This window comes from Pseudomonas sp. XK-1, assembly GCF_038069885.1.
Lineage (GTDB): Bacteria > Pseudomonadota > Gammaproteobacteria > Pseudomonadales > Pseudomonadaceae > Aquipseudomonas.
In genome coordinates this window covers 274,158-293,824 of sequence record NZ_JBBPES010000007.1, presented here as the reverse complement: position 1 = coordinate 293,824, position 19,667 = coordinate 274,158, and the positions used below count along the sequence as shown (strand labels likewise).

Sequence of the window (19,667 nt, the reverse complement as noted above, 5' to 3'; positions counted from 1 at the left end):
GCGGCAGACAAAGGGATTAGTGGGGTTGTGCGTCAGCTACAGGAGCCAGCAGGCTGGCACCCCGGTCACCTCAACGCCCACTGTCTAAAACAACCGAGCCTGCTCACGCAGCAACTGGGCGAATTCCTCCGCCGGCACCGGCTTGCTGATCAGATAGCCCTGGATCTCGTCGCAGCGCTGGCTCTTGAGGAAGTCCATCTGGCTCTGGGTTTCCACGCCCTCGGCCACCACCTTGAGTTCCAGGCTGTGGGCCATGGCGATGATGGCGCGGGTGATGGCGGCGTCTTCGCTGCCCGGGGTGAGGTCGCGGATAAAGGTCTGGTCGATCTTTACGTAGTCCACCGGGAAGCGCTTGAGGTAGCTGAGCGAGGAATAGCCGGTGCCGAAGTCGTCGATGGCCAACTTGACCCCCATCTCGCGCAATTGGCGGAAGGTGGCGATGACGTTCTCGACGTTATCCAGCAGCTGGCTTTCGGTCAGCTCAAGTTCGAGGAATTGCGAGGCCAGGCCGGTTTCATCCAGCACCTGGCGCACCAGGCTGACCAGGTTGCCCTGACGCAGCTGATGCACCGACAGGTTCACCGACACGCGGATCTGCGCCAGGCCCTGCAGCTGCCAGGCGCGCACCTGCTGGCAGGTCTGGCGCAGAACGAACTCGCCGATAGCGCCGATCAGCCCGGTTTCCTCGGCCAGGCCGATAAACTCACCCGGCGGCACCAGCCCCAGCTCGGGGTGACGCCAGCGCACCAGGGCCTCGGCGGCGTTGAGGCTGTCGGCGGCCAGGCACAGTTTGGGCTGGTAGAACACCTCCAGCTGGCCTTCGTCGATGGCCTTGCGCAGCTGGTTTTCCAGCTGCAGGCGTTCCAGGGTGCAGGCCTGCAGGTTGTCGGTGAAGAACTGGAAGGTGTTGCCGCCCAGGTGCTTGGCATGCTGCATGGCCATGTTGGCCTGGCTGACCAGGGCGGAAATCTCCCGAGCGTTATCCGGCAGCAGGCTGATGCCCAGAGAGGCGCTGACCACCAGCTCGTGGCCGCCGACGGTCATCGGCATGCGCAGCTTGCTGAGCAGACGGCTGGCCAGCCGTGCCAGGCTGGACAGACTGCCGTAGGAGTCGAGCAGCACGGCGAATTCGTCGCCGGACAGCCGCGCGATGGTGTCGGCCTCGGACACGGTCTGGGTCAGGCGACGGCTGATCTGGCGCAGCAGCTGGTCGGCCACTTCATGGCCGAGGCTGTCGTTGAGCAGCTTGAAGCGGTCCAGGTCGATATGCAGCAGGGCGATGCTGCGCCCGCCCTGGCGCGCGCGCTGGCTGGCTTCGTGCAGACGCGCGCGGAACAGGCTGCGGTTGGCCAGGCCGGTCAGTTCATCGTAGTGCGACAGGTAGCGCAGGCGCTCCTCGGCCTCACGGCGCGACGACAGGTCGGCGAAGAAGCCGACGATATGGCTGGCCTGGCCGCGGGAATCGCGCACCACGTTGAGTTGCAGCCACTGCGGGTAAAGCTCGCCGTTCTTGCGCGTCTCGATCAGCTCGCCCTGCCAGCTGCCACGGCTTTCCAGCTCCAGGCGGATCAGCTGGTACTGGCGACGGCTCTCGCGGCTGCTGATCAGCACGCCCACGTTGCGCCCCAGCACGTCCTCGCGGCGGTAACCGGTAACCTGGGTAAAGGCCTGGTTGACCGCCAGCAGGCGGTAATCCGGGTCGAGGATGACGATACCCTCGCTGGCCGCCTCGAACACCGTGGCGGACAGCCGTTGCTGTTCTTCCTGCAGCTTGCGCGCGCTGATATCGCGGCGCGTACCGAGCATGCGCAGCACCCGGCCGGCGGCATCGCGCTCCACCGCGCGGCCGCGGTCCTCGATCCACACCCAGCGCCCTTCGGCGTGCTTGATCCGGTATTCCACCTGGTAGCCGTCGCTGCGGCCCTTCATGTGTTCGACCAGGGCACGACGCAGCACCGGCAGATCGTCCGGGTGCAGGCGCGGCTTGAGGTCGCGCAGCATCACCTGCACCTCGCCCGGCTCCAGGCCGAAGATCTCCTTGAGCTGGGAGTGGTGCACCTCGTCGCTTTGCAAATCCCAGTCCCACAGGCCCAGCTCGCTGGCGTCGATGGCCAGGCTCAGGCGCGCCTGGCTCTTGCTCAGGGCGTGGGTGGCGGCATCCAGCTCCAGGGTGCGTTCGGCCACGCGCATTTCCAGCTCGTCATGGGCGGCACGCAGTTCGCGCTCGGCGCGGCGGCGCTGCTCCACCTCATGGGCCAGTTCGCCGTTGAGCGCCTCGGCCTGCAGCTTGGCCTGTTCCAGGTTGCCGATCAGCGCCTGGTTCTGGAAACGCTGCAGCAGGCTGCGCTGCACCAGGCGGTTGACCTGCCAGGCCACCACCAGCAGCGACACCAGCAGGATCACCCCGAGCACGCCCCAGCCGCGCAGCTGGGTGCTGCCGCTGAGCAACAGATAACCCACCGCCGGCAGCAGGCAAGGCAAGGCGAAGGAGAGAAAGGCCGACAGGCTGACCGCATAGGCCACGCTGGCGGAGAGGATGGCCGCGGCGATCAGGCCATAGACCAGGGCCTGCAGATAGAACACATCGGCCGGCACCAGAAATACCGCGGCGAAGGCCAAGGTCAGCCCGGAAATCCCCGCGCCCAGCAGAAAGCGTCTGCGCCAGTGTGGTTCGGCCTGAGCGCTGGGTGATGCCGCATCGAAGGCGCGCACCTGAACCAGGCGCAATACCGCCAGCAGCACCAGCCAGACCAGCCAGCCGCCGAGCAACCAGTGGGCCTGGGAACTCCAGAGCAATAGCGCACAGGCCACGCCGTTGAGCAGCATAAATAGCGTCGGCAACCGCGAGCCCTGATAGAGCAGACGGGTGCGTTCAGCCGCTATATCGGTAGCAAATGCCTGGGCGACCTCACGAACGGGGGTCGGTTTCAGGTCATGTACGCCGGCAAAAAAAATCGGTGCAGTCACAGGCGATATTCTTGTAATGGTTGCCTTGGTGTCGACGGAGCATACGCGAGCTAGACGCGTCGCCCAAGATGGATCTGGGCTAATTCGTCGCCTCGGGCCCCAACTTTTGAACAGTACGCCAAGCGACCGCCAAGGCCTGAGCGGGACCGGCCGGTCGTCGCAAATCGCACAGCTCGGCAGTGCGGTTTGCCCTGCCTGACGCAGCCCCCTAGAATGCCGCGATGCAAAATGACCCCGAACTCCTGATTGCCTCTCTTAACGATGCCCAGCGCCAGGCCGTCGCCGCGCGCGTGGGCCGCCAACTGGTGCTGGCCGGTGCCGGCTCCGGTAAAACCCGCGTGCTGGTGCACCGCATCGCCTGGTTGATCCAGATCGAGCACGCCTCGCCGCACAGCATTCTGTCGGTGACCTTCACCAACAAGGCTGCCGCCGAAATGCGCCACCGCATCGAGCAGATGCTCGGGCAGAGTCCGGCAGGCATGTGGGTGGGTACCTTCCACGGTCTGGCCCATCGCCTGTTGCGCGCGCACTGGCAGGAGGCCGGCCTGGCCGAGAACTTCCAGATTCTGGATTCCGACGACCAGCAACGCATCGTCAAACGGGTGATCCGCGACCTCGGCCTGGATGAACAACGCTGGCCGCCGAAACAGGCGCAGTGGTTTATCAACGGGCAGAAGGACGAGGGCCTGCGGCCGAAGAATATCCAGCCCGGCGGCGACCTGTTCCTCGCCACCATGCTGAAGATCTACGAAGCCTATGAAGCCGCCTGTGCCCGCGCCGGGGTGATCGACTTCTCCGAACTGCTGCTGCGTGCCCTCGACCTGTGGCGCGACAAGCCGGGGTTGCTTGAGCATTACCAGCGGCGCTTCCGGCATATCCTGGTCGACGAGTTCCAGGACACCAACGCCGTGCAGTACGCCTGGCTACGCCTGCTGGCGAAGGGTGGCGACAGCCTGATGGTGGTCGGCGATGACGACCAGTCGATCTACGGCTGGCGCGGGGCGAAGATCGAGAACATCCAGCAATTCTCCGACGACTTCGCCGATGCCGAAGTGATCCGCCTGGAGCAGAACTACCGATCCACCGCCGGCATTCTCAAGGCCGCCAACGCACTGATCGCCAATAACCAGGGCCGCCTGGGCAAGGAACTGTGGACCGAAGACGGCGACGGCGAGCCGATCAACCTGTATTCGGCGTTCAACGAGCACGACGAAGCGCGCTACGTGGTCGAGACGATCGAGGACGCCCTGCGCAAGGACGGCCTCAAACGCAGCGAAATCGCCATCCTCTACCGCTCCAACGCCCAGTCGCGGGTGCTCGAAGAAGCCCTGCTGCGCGAGAAGATTCCCTATCGCATCTACGGCGGCCAGCGCTTCTTCGAACGTGCCGAGATCAAGAACGCCATGGCCTACCTGCGCCTGCTCGACGGCCGCGGCAACGACGCGGCACTTGAGCGAGTGATCAACGTGCCGGCGCGCGGCATCGGCGAGAAGAGCGTCGAGACCATCCGCGAATACGCCCGCGCCCATGACGTGTCGATGTGGGAAGCCATTCGCCTGATGGTCGCCGCCAAGGCCCTACCGGCCCGCGCTTCGAGCGCGCTGGCCGGGTTTATCGAACTGATCGAAAACCTCGCCGCCAAGGCGCTGAGCATGCCGCTGCACCTGATGACCCAGACGGTGATCGAGCAGAGCGGGCTGATCGCCTACCACAAGGCCGAGAAAGGCGAAAAAGCCCAGGCGCGTATCGAAAACCTTGAGGAACTGGTCAGCGCCGCGCGCACCTTCGATAACGACGAAGACGAGGAGCTGAGCCCGTTGCAGGCCTTCCTCAGCCACGCCTCGCTGGAAGCCGGCGACACCCAGGCCGCCGAGAACGAAGACAGCATCCAGCTGATGACCCTGCACAGCGCCAAGGGCCTGGAATTCCCCCAGGTGTTCCTGGTGGGCATGGAAGAAGGCCTGTTCCCGCACAAGATGAGCCTGGAAGAGCCCGGCCGTCTGGAAGAAGAGCGCCGTCTGGCCTACGTCGGCATCACCCGCGCCATGAGCAAGCTGGTGATCACCTATGCCGAGACACGTCGCCTGTACGGCAGCGAGACCTACAACAAGGTGTCGCGCTTTGTCCGCGAGATTCCGCCGCAGCTGATCCAGGAAGTGCGCCTGTCCAATAGCGTCAGCCGACCGTTCGGCGCGGTCAGCCGCAATATAGGCGGCAACAGCATGAGCGGCGACAGTATGTTCGCTGGCAGCGCCGTACCGGACACCGGTTTCAACCTCGGCCAGCGCGTGCAGCACTCGCTGTTCGGCGAAGGCACCATCCTCAACTTTGAAGGCTCCGGCGCGCAGGCGCGGGTGCAGGTGAATTTCGAGAGCGAAGGCAGCAAGTGGCTGATGCTCAGCTATGCCAAGCTGCAGGCGCTGTAACGTTTACTGACCGGTAGAGCTGCAAACAATCTGTAGGAGCGGCGGGGACGCCTAGTCCATGCCCGCGATGCTTTTTCGGGTGCCTGCTGTCGCGGCCATGGGCCGCTCCTACAAAGGCTCCCCAGCGTGATTGATCGTCTGTTCAAACAACAAGGAGCCTCAATGATCCGCCGCCCTCTGCTGCTCGCCAGCGCCCTGCTCGCCGCCCTCGGCCTGAGCGGTTGCAAGGAAGAACCTGCCGCGCCGCAAGCCACCGCCACGCCGGCCGTGGAGCATTTCCAGTGGAAGATGGTCACCGCCTGGCCGAAGAACTACCCCGGCCTGGGCACCGCCGCCGAGCGTCTGGCCGAGCGAGTCAGCGCCATGAGCAACGGCCGCTTGACCATCAAGGTGTATGCCGGTGGCGAGCTGGTACCGCCACTGGAGGTGTTCGACGCGGTGTCGCGTGGCACCGCCGAACTGGGTCATGGCGCGGCCTATTACTGGAAGGGCAAGGTGCCGGCGGCGCAGTTCTTCACCGCCGTGCCGTTCGGCCTGTCCACCAGCGAAATGAACGCCTGGCTGAGCAAGGGCGGTGGTCAGGCGCTGTGGGACGAGGCCTATGCCCCCTATGGCGTAAAACCCATGGTGGTGGGCAATACCGGCATGCAGATGGGCGGCTGGTACAACAAGGAAATCAATTCCCTGGATGACCTCAAGGGCCTGAAGATCCGTATGCCGGGCCTGGGCGGCGAAGTGCTGAGTCGGCTCGGTGCGACCACCGTCAACCTGCCCGGAGGCGAAGTATTCACCGCCCTGCAGACCAACGCCATCGACGCCACCGACTGGGTCAGCCCTTACAACGACCTGGCCTTCGGCCTGCACAAGGCGGCCAAGTTCTACTACTACCCGGGCTGGCAGGAACCGCAGGCGGTGCTGGAGCTGCTGATCAACCAGAAGGCCCTGGACAGCCTGCCGGCCGACCTGCAGGCGATCCTCACCGAGGCCGCCCGCGCCGCCAGCCAGGACATGCTCGACGACTACGTCTACCACAACGCCCTGGCCCTGGATGAACTGAAGCAGCAAGGCACCCTGCTCAAGCGCTTCCCCGACGAAGTGCTGGCCGCCATGCAGCACGAGTCCACCCTGGTGCTCGGCGAGCTGGCCGCCCAGAGCGAGCTGAACGGCCGCATCTGGGCCTCGATGCAGGCCTTCCAGGCCCAGGTCAGCCAGATGCACAAGGTCTCGGAAAAAGAGTTGTACGACTGGCGTTAAGCACATTCACCGCTCCCTGTAGGAGCCAGGGGGACGCCTAGTTCTTGCTGGCGACCCTGGCGACGTTATCGCCAGCAAGCTGGCTCCTACAGCACATCCCCCCGGCCTCCGTTGGTCGACTCCACAGCGCCTCCAGCGCACCTCGGCCCATACTGCTTGGCGAGGTGAGCCGATGAAAAAACCGACAATCACAGCAGCGCAGATCCTTGATAGCGCCCTCAAGTTGGCCGATGCCTGCGGCTGGGAGCGTCTGCGCCTGTTCGATGTGGCCGCCGACCTGGGCACCGGCCTGGATAGCATCGCCAGCCATTACCGCGAGAAGGACCAACTGGTGGAAGCCTGGTTCGACCGCGCCGACCAGGCCATGCTGGCCCGCGCCAAGGCCGCCGACCTGCTGCCCCTGACACCGGCCAAGCGCCTGGAAGAGCTGCTGCTGGCCTGGCTCGCCAGTCTGGCGACGCACCGAGCAGTCACCGGGCAGATGCTGCTGTACAAGCTCGAACCTGGGCATATCCACCTGCAGATCGGCGGCCTGCTGCGCATCAGCCGCACCGTGCAGTGGTGGCGCGAAGCGGCCCAGCGGGAAACCCTGCACCTGCGCCGCATCGCCGAGGAAAGCCTGCTGACCGGCGTCTACCTGCGCTGCTTTATCCACTGGCTGCGTCACCCCGAACAGGACCCCGCCGAGTTCCGCGCCCTGCTGCGCAGCCAGTTGCGCTGCGGCCCGCTGCTGGCACTGCTGCGCCAGTAGCGCTCCCGTAGGGCGCGCCGCGCGCATCAGGGCACTCGCCCGCCCTAAGCTGCAGCTCGGGCAAAAGCCGGAAACATTCTATGGCTAGCCAGCGGCGGCCATGCCGGGCAAGATGCCGCGCGTAGTCCCAATCACCAAGAGACAGCCAAACATGCAGCGTTTTCTCAGTGTCGCCCTGGCCATGTGCCTCAGCCTGGGCCTTACCATGAGTTTCGAAGCCGAAGCCAAGCGTTTTGGCGGGGCCAAATCCTTCGGCTCTGCGCCGAGCCATCAGACCCGTCAAACCACGTCGCCAACCTCGACCAGCACCGCCGCGCCGACCACCGCTCGTCAGCCTGCTGCCACCAGCGGTGCCTCGCGCTGGTTGGGCCCATTGGCCGGCCTGGCCGCCGGTGGCCTGCTCGCCTCGATGTTTATGGGTGACGGCTTCGAAGGTCTGCAGATCATGGACATGCTGATCTTCGGTCTGATCGCCTTCCTGCTGTTCCGCTTCCTCGCTGCCCGTCGCAAGCAGGCCGGTCCGGTAACCGCCAATGGCGCGCCAATGCAGCGCGAAATGCCCGACCAGGCAGCTCCGGCCTCGATCTTCGGCGCTGGTAGCGCGGCTGCAGCCATCAAGCCGGTGATCAACGCCCCGGCCTGGTTCAATGAGCAGAGCTTCGTGGCGGCCGGTCGCGAGCACTTCCTCAGCCTGCAGCAGCACTGGGACGCCAACGAGATGGAGAAGATCGGCGAATTCGTCACCCCGCAGTTGCTGGAGTTCCTCAGCCGCGAGCGTGCCGACCTGGGCGAAGGCTTCCAGTCCACCTATATCGATGACCTCGATGCCCAGCTCGACGGCGTCGACGACCTCAGCGACAAGACCGTCGCCACCCTGACCTTTACCGGTGTGGCCAAGACCTCGCGCTTCGACCAGGGCGAAGCCTTCAGCGAAAGCTGGCGTCTGGAGCGTGCAGTCGGCGACAACCAGCCGTGGCTGGTGGCCGGTATCCGCCAGAACGGCTGATTGCCCCACGCGACACAGAAACCCGGGCTTGCCCGGGTTTTCTTTGCGCCTTATTCAGCAGGTGCATTTGCCAGGCCGAGGTAGACTCAGGTACACAACACAGACAACCCGCTACACCACCTGAGGACGCGACGATGATCGGATACACAACGGTTGGCACCAGTGACATGGAAAAAGCCAAGGCTTTCTACACCCCCTTGCTGGCTGAAATGGGTGCCAAGGTGGTCATGGATATGGGCCGCATCACCTTCTACGGCGTCGCCAAGGGTCAGCCGATGTTTGCCGTCTGCCTGCCCTATGACAAGCAAGCGCCCAATCCAGGGAACGGCAACATGGTGGCCTTACCAGCAGGTTCTCGCGAGGGCGTGGACAAACTGTACGCCAAGGCCATCGAGCTCGGCGCTAGCTGCGAAGGCGAACCCGGCGAGCGTATACCGGGCTTCTACGGTGCCTATTTTCGCGATCGGGATGGTAACAAGCTGGCCTTTTTCCATATGGGCTAAGAGGCATCGCCCCCAGTGCTGTGCGGCCCCGCACAGCACCGCCCGCGCGGAGTAATGCGATGCGCACCCTTTATCTCGATACCGAATTCACCCGCCTCGACCTCGACCGTCGGCTGATCAGTCTGGCCCTGGTCGAACCCTCCGGCGCGGAGTTCTATGTCGAACTGCTGGATGGCTGGACTCTCGCCGACTGTTCCGAGTTCGTCGTCGACATCGTGCTGCCGCAGCTCGACAAGCCTCGCCATGGTCACAGCCGGGCAGCGGCCGGTACGGCCTTGCGGACCTTTCTTGCCGGGCTGGGTGAGCTGGAGATTGTCAGCGATGCGCTGGCCTGGGACTGGCCACTGCTGCTGGAACTGCTGGGTCGCCCCGGCCTGCCGCCGACGACCCTGGGCTGCCGCGAACAGAGCGACCTGCTCGACGATCTGGAGCCAGCGGAAATACCCCACCACGCTCTGCTGGATGCACGACTGATGGCCCGCGCAGGCTGATCAGGGCTGGGCCTGCGCCGCCTGCTCGGCCCAGGCCTGGATCTCCTCGCTGCGCTGGCGACTGTTGAGCAGGGCGCGGTCGATCGGCTCGTTATACAGGTTCAACCAGCTGCGCGAGCCCGGCAGCATATTGGCCAGATCGGCCATGCCCACCTTCAGCCCCTGCAGCACTGCCTGATAGTCCGCCTCCTGGGCCTGCAGCACCTTGCTCACTTGAGCGATGCTGTCGGGATGCTCGGCCCGCTCGAACAGGCCGGTCAGTTGCCGACTCTGCTGGCTGGCCAGCAGCTCCTCCTGGTTGCTCAGCGCCACCTGCTGCACGGCCAACTGCTTCTCCAGCCGAGCCACCTGCCGCTCCAGGGCGACCACCCGGGAATCGTCCCCCCCACCCAGCACGCCGTACAGATTGAGCCCCGCCGACAGCAGCATCAGGCTGCCAAGCACACCGGCCAGGACAAAAATCACCAGACGATTGCGCTGGCCGGCACGGGTCAGCAATTGCAGGCGCTGCTCCTCGCTGAGGGCGTCGTCGCTTGTTTCTTCGCTTTGCTTGTTCATGACTGGACCGTTTAATGGCGTTCAATAAATGACGCACCGCTCAAACTGCACAATAGCACCCGCCCGACTGTTTGCCTGTACTCGGCTAGGGTATAAGACGCACCCATATCCACCGCTACCCAGGAGGCTTACCCCGTGGAAGAAGTCATCGAACAACTGCGCGAACTCAACGAACCGGTGCCGGTGCCGCTGGAGCTGCCGGAAGAGGAGCTGCTGGTGGAGATCGAGGAGCAGTTGCTGATCAACCTGCCGTTCGAGCTGCGCGAATTCCTGCTCAAGGTCAGCGACGTGGTCTACGGCCGCCTGGAGCCGGTGACCGTCACCGACCCGCACTCGCACACCTACCTCCCGGAAGTGGCCTCGGTGGCCTGGTCCCTGGGGGTTTCCCGCGAGCTGGTGCCGATCTGCGAAGACCACGGCAACTACTACTGCGTCGAGCTGGACGGCACCGTGGTGCTCTGGGAAAGCGATACCGGCGAAGTCAGCGAGGAAGAAACCTGGGAATCGGTCTGGCACTGGGTGCGCGATGTCTGGCTGGAAAGCTAAGCCGCGCGCAAGGCAGTCCTGCGCCTGTAGGGCGTTTTTAACGCCCCCGTCTTTTCAACAAGAGGGCCAACGCAGGTAGTTTTCCAACGGCCTGCTAGCCCTGCTCCAACTCCAGCAGCTTAAGCAGATACTCACCGAAGAAGCTCAGGTCCTGCTCCATGGCCGCCCGCGCTGCCTTGCCATCCCCTGCTTCCAGGGCCGCGAAGGCCTGCTCGTGGAAGTCGTTGAGCCGCAGCGACAGGTCCGCCTCGGTAAACAGGCGATTGAAGAAAGGCCCGACCTGCAACCACAGCGACTCGATCATGCGCAGCAGAATGGGGTTGGCGCAGGCGCGGTAGAGGGTCAGGTGAAACAGGCTGTTGTCGTCCAGATAGGCCGGCACATTGCGCTGCTCCAGGGCTGTTTCCATGCGCGCGATACACCCGCGCAGCAGTTCGATCTCGGCCGCGCCGATGCGCGCGGCCGCCAACTCCACGGCCAGGCCTTCCAGGCTCAGGCGTACCTGAAACAACTGCTGAAAGCGCTCACGAGTCATCGCCGGCACGCGCACCGAACGCTGCGGTTCGCTCTCCAGCGCGCCTTCGGCGACCAGGCGTTGCAGCGCGGCGCGTACCGGCATCGGACTGGTCCCCCAGGCGGCGGCCAGGTCGCGGATCTTCAGCCGCTCGCCGGGGCGGAAGCGACCGGCCAGCAGAGCGTCGCGCAGTTGTTGGTACAGCTGGTCCTGCAGATTGTCGGCCATGCTTCTAGCATCCTTGCGGCGGGGCGGGCAGTTGAGCCAGGGTCAGTAGGCAGTTGCGCATGTTGATTTCCTTAGTTGGGTTGCACGGCTCCGTAGGGTGCGCCGTGCGCACCAGCACCCCCATAAATGAAGGTGCTGCGCGCGGCGCACCCTAGGGGGCTTTGTTCTCGATCAGGCAGTTACCACCATCCACAACCAGGACCTCGCCGGTGATATAGCTGGCCTCGCGGGATGCCAGAAAGGCCACCGCCGCCGCCACTTCCTCGGGCCGGCCGGCGCGGCGCATCGGCGTGTACTCGGCGGCGCGCTGTTCTTCTTCCGTGCTTGAGCCGGTGGCGATCCAGCCCGGGGCCACGCTGTTTACCGTAATACCCTGCCTGGCCACTTCCAGCGCCAGGCCCATGGACAGGCCGAGCATACCGGCCTTGGCTGCGCTGTATGCCGACTCGCCGGGGTTGCTGCCGCGGGTGCCTGTGGTCGAGCTGATATTGACGATGCGCCCGTAGCCACGCGCCCGCATTCCCGGCAGCACGCCACGGGTGAGCAGAAAGGCGGTGCCCAGGTTGCGCGCGATGGACAGGTTCCAGGTCGCCAGGTCCATATCGGCCAGCTCGGCGAAAGGTTCCGGGCTGCCCTGCATGGCCATGCCCGCGTTGTTCACCAGAATATCGATCTGCCCCCACTGCGCCTGGGCCCATTCGACCAGCTCGGCCACCTGCTGCTCATCGGTCAGGTCGGCGACGCAAGCACGTGCTTGAATACCTTCAGCGCACAACTCGGCGGCGCGCTGTTCGACCCGCGCACTGCTGGCGGTAAGCAGCACGTGCACGCCCTGCTGGCCCAGACGACGGGCGATGGCCATACCGATGCCGCTCTCGCTACCCGCCCCGCTGATCAGGGCCACCTGCTGTATATTTTCCATTTACACCCAGCCTGTGATCACAAATTCAGGATTAATCTACCTTAATACCGCTTATAAGGCATCTATTGACTTATTTGTGATCACAAAAGACTATGTTCGGAAATTCGAACGAGGTGTTCAACATGACTGCCAGTGGCATCAGCCCATCCGCCGTAGAAGCCTTCGCCCAGCGCGAGCGCCAGCGCTTTATCGAGCGCAACCCCAAGTCCGTGGCCCTCGCCGAACGCGCGCGCAATTCGCTGTACGGCGGCGTACCGATGCACTGGATGGCCGACTGGTCCACCCCGGTACCGCTGTTCGTCGAGCGGGCCAAGGGCGCGCGCTTCTATGATGTCGACGGCCACGAATATATCGACTTCTGCCTGGGCGACACCGGCACCATGTTCGGCCACTCGCCGGACCCGATCGCCCGAGCCATCGCCGAACAAGGCAACAACGGCCTGACCACCATGCTCCCGGGCGAAGACGCGGTGGTCTGCGGCGAGCTGCTGGCCGCGCGCTTCGGCCTGCCGTTCTGGCAGGTCACCGCCACCGCAACAGATTCGAATCGCTATGTGCTGCGCTGGGCTCGCGAGATCACCCAGCGCAAGACACTGCTGGTGTTCGACGGCTGCTACCACGGCACGGTGGACGATGTGATGGTGCGCTACCGCGACGGCGAGACCGTGCCGCGCTCCGGCCTGGTCGGCCAGGCCTACGACCTGACCCAGTACAGCCGCTCGATCCCGTTCAACGACGTGGCGGCACTGGAAGCCGCGCTGGCCCAGGGCGACGTCTGCGCCCTGCTCTGTGAGCCGGCGATGACCAATATCGGCATGGTCCTGCCCGAGCCTGGCTTTATGCAGAAATGCCGCGAGCTGACCCGCAAATATGGCGCACTGCTGATCATCGACGAGACCCACACCATCTCCACCGATATGGGTGGCTGCACCAAACTGTGGAACCTCGATCCGGACTTCTTTGTGGTCGGCAAACCTATTGCCGGCGGTGTGCCGTGCGGCATTTTCGGCTGCAGCGCGGCGATGGCCGAGGCCATGACCGCAGCGCGCAAGCGTGCCAGCGAGGGCAGCCATGGCCATGGTCACAGCGGCATGGGCACCACGCTGTCGGCCAACGCCCTGGCCATGCACTGCATGCGCGCCAACCTGGAACAGGTAATGACCGAGGCGGCCTATGCCCATATGTTGCCGCTGGCCAAGCGCCTGGCCGACGGCTTCCGTTCGCTGATCGGCAAGCACGATCTCAAGTGGTCGGTGACCGAGTTGGGCGCGCGCAGCGAGTTCCAGTTCTGCCCGGTGTCGCCGAAGACCGGTGCCGAGGCCGAAGCCGCGTTCCACGACGAACTGCAGATGGCCCTGCACCTGTACCTGATCAACCGCGGCATCCTGATCACCCCGTTCCACAACATGACCCTGTGCTGCCCGAGCACCACGGCGGACGATGTGGATAAGCTGATCGGCATGCTCGACCAGGCCCTTACCGAGCTGCTGGCCATCCCAGGTGCCCGCGAATAAGCCAACCGACCCTAATCCGTAGGATGGGTTGAGCCCGCGATACCCATCGGCCGTCACCGCATGGGTATCGCTAAGCTCAACCCATCCTACCCAGGCACCACCACGAGATCCGACCATGCAATTCGCCAATCCCCAGGAAGCCCGTGACTTCCTCGCCGCCCACCCTGAAGTGCGCAGCATCGAGCTGATGCTGATCGACGCCAACGGCATCCCGCGCGGCAAGCTGCTGCACCGCGACGAGCTGCTGGCCATCTACGAGAACGGCCGGCCGCTACCCAGCTCGATCCTGGCGCTGACCATCCAGGGCGAGGACGTCGAAGAAAGCGGCCTGGTCTGGGAAGTCGCCGATGCCGACTGCTGGACCTACCCACTGCCCGGCAGTCTGACCCTGCAACCCTGGCGCACCACGCCCACCGGCCAGCTGCAGGTCAGCATGCACCCAACCCAGGGCCTGCCGGCTGCCCCGGCCGATCCACGGCATGTGCTGGTACGCGCCATCGACCGACTGAAGGCCGACGGCTACCACCCGGTAATGGCGGTGGAGCTGGAGTTCTACCTGCTGGACAAGCAGCGCGACGCCAACGGCCGCCCGCAGCCGGCGCTGCAAGCCAATGGCGTGCGCCCGCAGGCACCGCAGGTGTATGGCGTGTACGAGCTGGAGCAGCTGCAGCCGTTCCTCGATGACCTCTACGCCGCCTGCGAAGCGCAGGGCCTGCCGGTGCGCACGGCGATTTCCGAATACGCCCCGGGCCAGCTCGAGCTGACCCTGGAGCACCGCTTCGACGCCCTGCAGGCCATCGACGAAGGCGTGCGCTACAAGCGCCTGGTCAAGGGCGTGGCGGGCAAGCACGGGCTGCAGGCCTGCTTTATGGCCAAGCCGTTCGGCGACCAGGCCGGCAGCGGCCTGCATATGCACGTGAGTTTGGCGGATGAAAACGGCAACAACCTGATGGCCAGCGAAGACCCACATGGCACGCCGCTGCTGAAACATGCGATTGGCGGCATGATGGCCACGCTCAACGACACCCTGGCGATCTTCTGCCCCAACGCCAACTCGTTCCGCCGCTTCCAGGCCAACAGCTACGCGCCGCTGGCCAAGAGCTGGGGGGTGAATAACCGCACCGTGTCGTTCCGTGTGCCGGGCGGCCCGGCCAAGAGCCGACATGTGGAGCACCGTATCTGCGGTGCCGACGCCAACCCCTACCTGGCGGCGGCAGCGATCCTCTCCGGCATTCACCACGGCATCAAAAACCAGATTGATCCGGGGGAAGAAATTATCGGCAACGGCTACGAGCAAGCCCGCGAAACCCTGCCCACCGACTGGCTGACCGCCCTGCGCGCCCTGGAACACTCCAGCTGGGCCAAAGAAGCGCTGGGCGAGGAGTTCCTCAAGGTGTTTCTGGCGATCAAGTGGGCCGAGTTCCGCCAATTCATGGGCGAAGTCGGCGAGCAGGACTGGCGCTGGTACCTGACTCACGCCTGAGTGGTGCACGGCGCGCTGGATAAGCGGGGCGATATCCAGCGCTGCCCGGCGCAGCACACTCGCTACATACCGTTGCCGAACTGCGGCCGGCTCCAGTCGATTCGCTGGGGCAGGCCGCGCAGGGCTTCGCGGTAGTGCAGCAGCACGTCCAGGGCCCAGTCGGCACGTTCGCGGATGCGCTGGTCGTCGGCATCGGCCGCCGGCCCGTGATTCATCACGGCTTCGACCTGACGCACAATCAGCTGCTCGGGAATAAAGCAGATGCGGCAGTTCTTGTAGCTGGAGGCGCGCAGCTCGCTGAGCGGGTAAGCCCCACCCAGGCCCGACGACACCCCCACCAATAGCGCCGGTTTGTGCGCCAGCTCGGCGCGCCCGGCATAGAGGAAGAAATTCTTCAGCGCCGGGCAGGCCATTCCATTCCATTCCGGGCTGAGCAGCACCAGGGCGTCGGCCTCCTCCAGCTGTGCGGCCATGGCCGGCCAGGCAGCCACCTTCTCCGCGCTCGGCCACAGCGGCAGCGCGGCGTGCCCCAGATCCAGCACCTGACACTGCGCACCACGTGCCCGCAAACGCTCCGCCAGGTAGTGGGCGACCTTGGCGCTCTGGCTGTCGACGCGGCTGGAGCCGGCGACCAGTACAATCTTCGCGCTCATTGCGCCACCTCGTCCGCCAGACGCTCGGCGCGTGGCGCGGGCCGGCGCACCAGCGGCCAGAACAGTTCCTGCTGCCAACTCACCGGAGCCATGTCCTCGATGCCGTAGTGCTCGGGGCGACGCCGGGTGATCTTGGCGCTACCGAACAGCACGTCCCAGAAGAACAGCAGGTTGCCGTAGTTGCCCTTGTAATGGGTCACGCCATCGTCGGCATCCAGGCCATGGTGGGCGGAGTGGGTCGATGGCGTGGAGATGGTGCGCTCCAACAGCCACATCAGCGGACGCAGGGCGCGAATCTTGTACAGCTTCTCGTCCCAGGCCACGCTGCTATGGGCACCGAAGATCACCAGCATCTTGACGATCAGGTAGACGTAATACTCCGGGGCCAGGCCCAGGTAGATCAGCGCGGCGGAAAACCAGATTCCCGGCATCAGCAGGTAGTAGAAGCTGTTGTTGCGGTAGACGATGCGCACGCTCATGTAGGGTGCCGAATGGTGCGCGCGGTGCAGGTTGTAGAGCACCGGCACCTTGTGGCTGAGGCGATGCCACCAGTACTGGGTCATGTCGTCGAACAGCAGAAACAGCGCAATACCGGCCATCCACGGCAGGTCGGCAAGCGCCCCGCGCCACTCCGGCACCAGCTCACCCAGCCCGGTTCCGGCCAGAAACATGATCAACGGAAAGGTCAGGCCCAGCAGCAGGCTGGAGCCGATGATCTCCTGCAGCACATCGCGCCGCTGCCCGCGCGGCTGGAAGAAACAACCCAGCACCAGCTCGAGGAGGATAAAGCCGAGGAAGATCAGACTGACCACGGCGATGGGATTATTGGTAATGGCGCTCAGGTTCATGGCAACCTCATCAGACAGGTTCCGGGTGTCCCCGGGTTGCCTCCATCAGACGCCAAGCGACCCACTGCCGACCATGCGCGAAACGGACAACAATCGGCCAGAAGTGGCCAACCTGGCCAAACCGGCCACCCAGCGTTTCCATCGCGGAGCCATGGGCCAGGTGCTGCAACGCTACCTCAGTCAGCACCGGCCACAGCAGGAGTACAGCCTGGTGCGCCTGGAACAACTGTGGCAACAGGCCGCCGAACTTGACCCGGCCATCGGCTTGCACCTGTTCAGTCTGTTCACCCCGGCCGACTGGCACCCGCTGGCTCACCTCAGCCAGTTCTGCCGCAACATCGGCGAGTCGCTGCACTGCTGGCAGCGTTACGTGCGCCTGGGTTCGGACATGGACCAGGTACGTCTGAGCGAATGCGACGACGGCATCGTCCTCGAACTGCTGATCGACGCACCGGCCGAACTGGAGCGCTTCCTGATCGAGCATTACACGGTGATGGCCCTGACCCTGATGCGCCAAGGCAGCGGCCAGGCACTGGCGAATATCCGCAGCGAGTTCCGCCATGCGCCGCCGAGTTATCAGGCGGACTATCTGCAGCTCCTCGGCCACATGCCGCGCTTCAACGCATCGCGCAATGGCCTGTATCTGCAGCGCAGCGACCTGGCCATACCCATGCGCCAGCATCACCCGGTGCTGGCCGAACTCATATGCGAGGGCCTGGATCGCCGCCTGGCGCGGCTGCAGCACCTCAGCGGCTGGGCGGCCCGAGTCGCCGAACAGGTGCGCAGCGACCTGCAGCATGAACGCCCTCCCAGCCTGGAAAGTGCCGCCAGCGCCATGGCTCAGAGCCCGCGCACTCTGCGCCGGCGCTTGCAGGAACAGGGCATGGGCTTTCGTGAGGTGCTCGACGCGGTGCGCGCCGAACTGGAACAGGGCCTGGAACTGCAAGGCCTGAACAGCAGCCAGATCGCCGCCCAACTCGGCTATGCCGACAGCCCCGCCTACCTGCATGCGCGCAAGCGCTGGCGCGAGCCGAAGCAACCCTAACCGCCCAGCCACCCCGCTGCAGGCTGGGCCAGGATGGGGGAGCAGAACGAGTGCGGTACCTGAGCCACGCACAGGGCGCATTTGAACTAAACTCCGTTGGATATAGTGCGAGACGGATTCGCAATGACACGATGGCTGTTGCTGGCAGTTTTGCTGCTTGCCACCCTGGCCCAGGGGGAGCCCGTGCGCGTAGGCATCGAGGCCCACGACTATTACCCCTATTACCGAGCCGAGGCCGAAGGTACGCCCCAAGGCTATGCCGTGGAGCTGCTGCAGGCCTTCGCCAAGTACGAGGGATTCACGCTGGAACTGCGCGCCCAGCCGATCAACCGCCTGTACCACAACCTGCTCGAGGCGCAGAGCCTGGACCTGCTGTTCCCCGACAACCCGTCCTGGTCGCGCCAGGCCAAGAACGGCAAACGCCTCTACTACAGCGATGCCGCCGTGCAGATAGTCGACGGTACCCTGGTCCTCCGCGAATACCGCGGCCAGGGCCTGGCGCGCATCCGCAAACTGGGCACGGTGCGCGGCTTCACCGCCGAGGCCTGGTTGCCGCTGCTCAACCGCGGCCGGGTAACGCTAGTCGAAGCCCAGGATATCCAGAGCCTGATTCGCATGCTCGAACGTGGGCGCATCGATGCGCTGTATGCCAACCCCGAGGTAGTGCGCTACCACCTGGTGGAAATGGGCCAGAGCGCAGAGCGCATGCAACTGGATCAGCAACTGCCGCAGAGCTACACCAGCTTTCACCTCAGCAGCCCCAGCCAGCCCGTACTGATCCAGCACTTCGACCGTTTTCTGGTCGAGCGACACAACGAGCTGGCCGAGTTGCGCGGCCGTTTCGGCTTGCACTAAGTACATCGCGCCGCGGTTGCTCGCCTGCAACGGCTGCAAAAACAGCGCATCCATGTCACCCTGACGGTACGGCAAGCAGGTCGTCCTGCTCGCTCAATACCTGCGGAGTGCACCATGGAACACGGCAATACCCAGCTGTCGATGACCGTACTGATGACCCCGGACATGGCCAACTTCTCCGGCAATGTGCACGGCGGCACCCTGCTCAAATACCTCGATGAAGTGGCCTATGCCTGCGCCAGCCGCTATGCCGGCTGCTACGTGGTAACCCTGTCGGTGGACCAGGTGATTTTCCGCGAGCCCGTCCATGTCGGCGAGCTGGTGACCTTTCTCGCCTCGGTCAATTACAGCGGCCGCACGTCCATGGAGGTCGGCATCAAGGTGATCACCGAAAATATCCGCGAGCGCTCGGTGCGCCATACCAACAGCTGCTTCTTCACCATGGTGGCGGTGGACCCGCAGGGTCGCCCGGTCGCCATTCCGGCGCTGCAACCGCAAACACCCGACGGCCACCGTCGCCAGCGCCAGGCCCTGCAACGCCGCGAGATCCGCCACGAGCTGCAGCAGCGCTACCAGGCCCTGAGTGAAGAAAAGAGCTGAGTCCTTCCCAGCCGTGCCCGCGCAGGCCAGCGGCAGGGGCTAAGCAGGCACGGGTAGATGGGTTAAGCTCGGCGTCCCGCTGTCGGAGCCACCATGATCGAGCTGTTTGATGTATTCCTGCTGATGCTGTTCGCCAGCGCCTGTGCCTGGCTCTGGCGTGGCCACGGCATCCGCGAGCGCGCCCTGCTGCTGACCCAGCAGCACTGCAGCAAAGTCGATGTTGAACTGCTCGACGGCAACGTCGCCCTGCGCCGGCTCGCCCTGCTGCCCGACGCCCGCGGGCGCAAGCGCCTGGCCCGGGTCTATGGCTTCGAGTTCACCGTCACCGGCGAACAGCGCCATGAGGGCAGCATCACCATGTTCGGCCAGCAGCTGGGGCGCATCGAACTGGCACCCCACCCCTTTCGCACGCCACCGCCCGACAGCGCGCCGGTTATCGACCTGCAGCGCTGGCGCTCCGCTCGCGACAACCCTCCCGGCGAATAATCGGCCGTTGGAAAGGC

At 64.8% G+C, this 19,667-nt stretch carries 19 protein-coding genes; 13 read left to right on the top strand and 6 right to left on the bottom strand.

The window, feature by feature from the left end:
- Positions 1–84: 84 nt before the first annotated feature.
- Complete coding sequence (locus WMW70_RS19210; protein WP_445942170.1) at positions 85–2,931, bottom strand: putative bifunctional diguanylate cyclase/phosphodiesterase; 2,847 nt, start codon at positions 2,929–2,931, stop codon at positions 85–87.
- Positions 2,932–3,188: 257 nt separating this feature from the next.
- Here WMW70_RS19210 and uvrD point away from each other — a divergent pair, with 257 nt between their 5' ends.
- The 6 genes from uvrD to WMW70_RS19180 all read left to right on the top strand — a co-directional run bounded on the left by uvrD (position 3,189) and on the right by WMW70_RS19180 (position 9,398).
- Positions 3,189–5,393 (top strand): DNA helicase II, encoded by a 2,205-nt coding sequence (gene uvrD, locus WMW70_RS19205; protein ID WP_341439061.1) that lies wholly within the window; start codon positions 3,189–3,191, stop codon positions 5,391–5,393.
- A 162-nt stretch (positions 5,394–5,555) separates the two neighbouring features.
- On the top strand, positions 5,556–6,647 hold the full coding sequence (locus WMW70_RS19200; RefSeq protein WP_341439060.1) for a TRAP transporter substrate-binding protein: 1,092 nt from the start codon (positions 5,556–5,558) through the stop codon (positions 6,645–6,647).
- A gap of 172 nt (positions 6,648–6,819) precedes the next feature.
- Entirely contained in the window at positions 6,820–7,398 is a 579-nt protein-coding gene (locus tag WMW70_RS19195) for a TetR/AcrR family transcriptional regulator (RefSeq protein ID WP_341439059.1), read from the top strand.
- A gap of 151 nt (positions 7,399–7,549) precedes the next feature.
- Positions 7,550–8,404: a Tim44 domain-containing protein gene (locus tag WMW70_RS19190; protein WP_341439058.1), complete on the top strand. Its 855-nt coding sequence runs from the start codon at positions 7,550–7,552 to the stop codon at positions 8,402–8,404.
- Positions 8,405–8,538: 134 nt separating this feature from the next.
- Complete coding sequence (locus tag WMW70_RS19185; RefSeq protein ID WP_341439057.1) at positions 8,539–8,907, top strand: VOC family protein; 369 nt, start codon at positions 8,539–8,541, stop codon at positions 8,905–8,907.
- A gap of 59 nt (positions 8,908–8,966) precedes the next feature.
- Positions 8,967–9,398 carry a hypothetical protein gene (locus WMW70_RS19180; protein ID WP_341439056.1) on the top strand — a complete coding sequence of 144 codons (432 nt, stop codon included), beginning with the start codon at positions 8,967–8,969 and terminating at the stop codon, positions 9,396–9,398.
- On the opposite strand, the gene WMW70_RS19175 is transcribed toward WMW70_RS19180, so the two are convergent.
- The gene (locus tag WMW70_RS19175) at positions 9,399–9,956 is read right to left on the bottom strand and encodes a hypothetical protein (protein ID WP_341439055.1); all 558 of its coding nucleotides are present in this window, start codon (positions 9,954–9,956) and stop codon (positions 9,399–9,401) included.
- Positions 9,957–10,091: 135 nt separating this feature from the next.
- Here WMW70_RS19175 and WMW70_RS19170 point away from each other — a divergent pair, with 135 nt between their 5' ends.
- Positions 10,092–10,502 (top strand): SMI1/KNR4 family protein, encoded by a 411-nt coding sequence (locus tag WMW70_RS19170; protein WP_341439054.1) that lies wholly within the window; start codon positions 10,092–10,094, stop codon positions 10,500–10,502.
- 94 nt (positions 10,503–10,596) lie between these two features.
- Here WMW70_RS19170 and WMW70_RS19165 read toward each other — a convergent pair whose 3' ends face one another.
- Positions 10,597–11,244 carry a GntR family transcriptional regulator gene (locus WMW70_RS19165; RefSeq protein ID WP_341439053.1) on the bottom strand — a complete coding sequence of 216 codons (648 nt, stop codon included), beginning with the start codon at positions 11,242–11,244 and terminating at the stop codon, positions 10,597–10,599.
- A 151-nt stretch (positions 11,245–11,395) separates the two neighbouring features.
- Positions 11,396–12,166 carry an SDR family NAD(P)-dependent oxidoreductase gene (locus WMW70_RS19160; RefSeq protein ID WP_341439052.1) on the bottom strand — a complete coding sequence of 257 codons (771 nt, stop codon included), beginning with the start codon at positions 12,164–12,166 and terminating at the stop codon, positions 11,396–11,398.
- A 122-nt stretch (positions 12,167–12,288) separates the two neighbouring features.
- Between WMW70_RS19160 and WMW70_RS19155 the strand changes: the two genes are divergently transcribed.
- Entirely contained in the window at positions 12,289–13,680 is a 1,392-nt protein-coding gene (locus WMW70_RS19155; protein WP_341439051.1) for an aspartate aminotransferase family protein, read from the top strand.
- A gap of 115 nt (positions 13,681–13,795) precedes the next feature.
- Positions 13,796–15,163, top strand: coding sequence for a glutamine synthetase family protein (locus tag WMW70_RS19150; protein WP_341439050.1), 1,368 nt, complete (start codon positions 13,796–13,798; stop codon positions 15,161–15,163).
- Positions 15,164–15,225: 62 nt separating this feature from the next.
- Here WMW70_RS19150 and WMW70_RS19145 read toward each other — a convergent pair whose 3' ends face one another.
- Both WMW70_RS19145 and WMW70_RS19140 read right to left on the bottom strand, forming a co-directional pair.
- Positions 15,226–15,816, bottom strand: a complete 591-nt coding sequence (locus tag WMW70_RS19145; protein WP_341439049.1) for an NADPH-dependent FMN reductase — start codon at positions 15,814–15,816, stop codon at positions 15,226–15,228.
- Complete coding sequence (locus WMW70_RS19140) at positions 15,813–16,664, bottom strand: sterol desaturase family protein (protein WP_341439048.1); 852 nt, start codon at positions 16,662–16,664, stop codon at positions 15,813–15,815. Before WMW70_RS19140 ends, WMW70_RS19145 begins: the two co-directional genes overlap by 4 nt.
- Positions 16,665–16,737: 73 nt before the next feature.
- Between WMW70_RS19140 and WMW70_RS19135 the strand changes: the two genes are divergently transcribed.
- The 4 genes from WMW70_RS19135 to WMW70_RS19120 all read left to right on the top strand — a co-directional run bounded on the left by WMW70_RS19135 (position 16,738) and on the right by WMW70_RS19120 (position 19,650).
- Positions 16,738–17,709: an AraC family transcriptional regulator ligand-binding domain-containing protein gene (locus WMW70_RS19135; RefSeq protein WP_341439047.1), complete on the top strand. Its 972-nt coding sequence runs from the start codon at positions 16,738–16,740 to the stop codon at positions 17,707–17,709.
- Between the two features lie 123 nt (positions 17,710–17,832).
- Positions 17,833–18,564: a substrate-binding periplasmic protein gene (locus WMW70_RS19130; RefSeq protein ID WP_341439046.1), complete on the top strand. Its 732-nt coding sequence runs from the start codon at positions 17,833–17,835 to the stop codon at positions 18,562–18,564.
- Positions 18,565–18,678: 114 nt separating this feature from the next.
- Positions 18,679–19,164, top strand: coding sequence for an acyl-CoA thioesterase (locus WMW70_RS19125; protein ID WP_341439045.1), 486 nt, complete (start codon positions 18,679–18,681; stop codon positions 19,162–19,164).
- 93 nt (positions 19,165–19,257) lie between these two features.
- Positions 19,258–19,650, top strand: a complete 393-nt coding sequence (locus WMW70_RS19120; RefSeq protein ID WP_341439044.1) for a DUF3301 domain-containing protein — start codon at positions 19,258–19,260, stop codon at positions 19,648–19,650.
- Positions 19,651–19,667: the final 17 nt, after the last annotated feature.

What these genes read in the sequence shown, in the direction of transcription:
- WMW70_RS19120 (WP_341439044.1), top strand. Translation starts at nt 19,258, where the DNA reads ATGATCGAGCTGTTTGATGTATTCCTGCTGATGCTGTTCGCCAGCGCC.
- WMW70_RS19180 (WP_341439056.1), top strand. Translation starts at nt 8,967, where the DNA reads ATGCGCACCCTTTATCTCGATACCGAATTCACCCGCCTCGACCTCGAC.
- WMW70_RS19145 (WP_341439049.1), bottom strand. Translation starts at nt 15,816, where the DNA reads ATGAGCGCGAAGATTGTACTGGTCGCCGGCTCCAGCCGCGTCGACAGC.
- WMW70_RS19130 (WP_341439046.1), top strand. Translation starts at nt 17,833, where the DNA reads ATGACACGATGGCTGTTGCTGGCAGTTTTGCTGCTTGCCACCCTGGCC.
- WMW70_RS19200 (WP_341439060.1), top strand. Translation starts at nt 5,556, where the DNA reads ATGATCCGCCGCCCTCTGCTGCTCGCCAGCGCCCTGCTCGCCGCCCTC.
- WMW70_RS19135 (WP_341439047.1), top strand. Translation starts at nt 16,738, where the DNA reads ATGCGCGAAACGGACAACAATCGGCCAGAAGTGGCCAACCTGGCCAAA.
- WMW70_RS19195 (WP_341439059.1), top strand. Translation starts at nt 6,820, where the DNA reads ATGAAAAAACCGACAATCACAGCAGCGCAGATCCTTGATAGCGCCCTC.
- WMW70_RS19150 (WP_341439050.1), top strand. Translation starts at nt 13,796, where the DNA reads ATGCAATTCGCCAATCCCCAGGAAGCCCGTGACTTCCTCGCCGCCCAC.
- WMW70_RS19165 (WP_341439053.1), bottom strand. Translation starts at nt 11,244, where the DNA reads ATGGCCGACAATCTGCAGGACCAGCTGTACCAACAACTGCGCGACGCT.
- WMW70_RS19160 (WP_341439052.1), bottom strand. Translation starts at nt 12,166, where the DNA reads ATGGAAAATATACAGCAGGTGGCCCTGATCAGCGGGGCGGGTAGCGAG.
- WMW70_RS19155 (WP_341439051.1), top strand. Translation starts at nt 12,289, where the DNA reads ATGACTGCCAGTGGCATCAGCCCATCCGCCGTAGAAGCCTTCGCCCAG.
- WMW70_RS19185 (WP_341439057.1), top strand. Translation starts at nt 8,539, where the DNA reads ATGATCGGATACACAACGGTTGGCACCAGTGACATGGAAAAAGCCAAG.
- WMW70_RS19140 (WP_341439048.1), bottom strand. Translation starts at nt 16,664, where the DNA reads ATGAACCTGAGCGCCATTACCAATAATCCCATCGCCGTGGTCAGTCTG.
- WMW70_RS19190 (WP_341439058.1), top strand. Translation starts at nt 7,550, where the DNA reads ATGCAGCGTTTTCTCAGTGTCGCCCTGGCCATGTGCCTCAGCCTGGGC.
- WMW70_RS19175 (WP_341439055.1), bottom strand. Translation starts at nt 9,956, where the DNA reads ATGAACAAGCAAAGCGAAGAAACAAGCGACGACGCCCTCAGCGAGGAG.
- WMW70_RS19125 (WP_341439045.1), top strand. Translation starts at nt 18,679, where the DNA reads ATGGAACACGGCAATACCCAGCTGTCGATGACCGTACTGATGACCCCG.
- uvrD (WP_341439061.1), top strand. Translation starts at nt 3,189, where the DNA reads ATGCAAAATGACCCCGAACTCCTGATTGCCTCTCTTAACGATGCCCAG.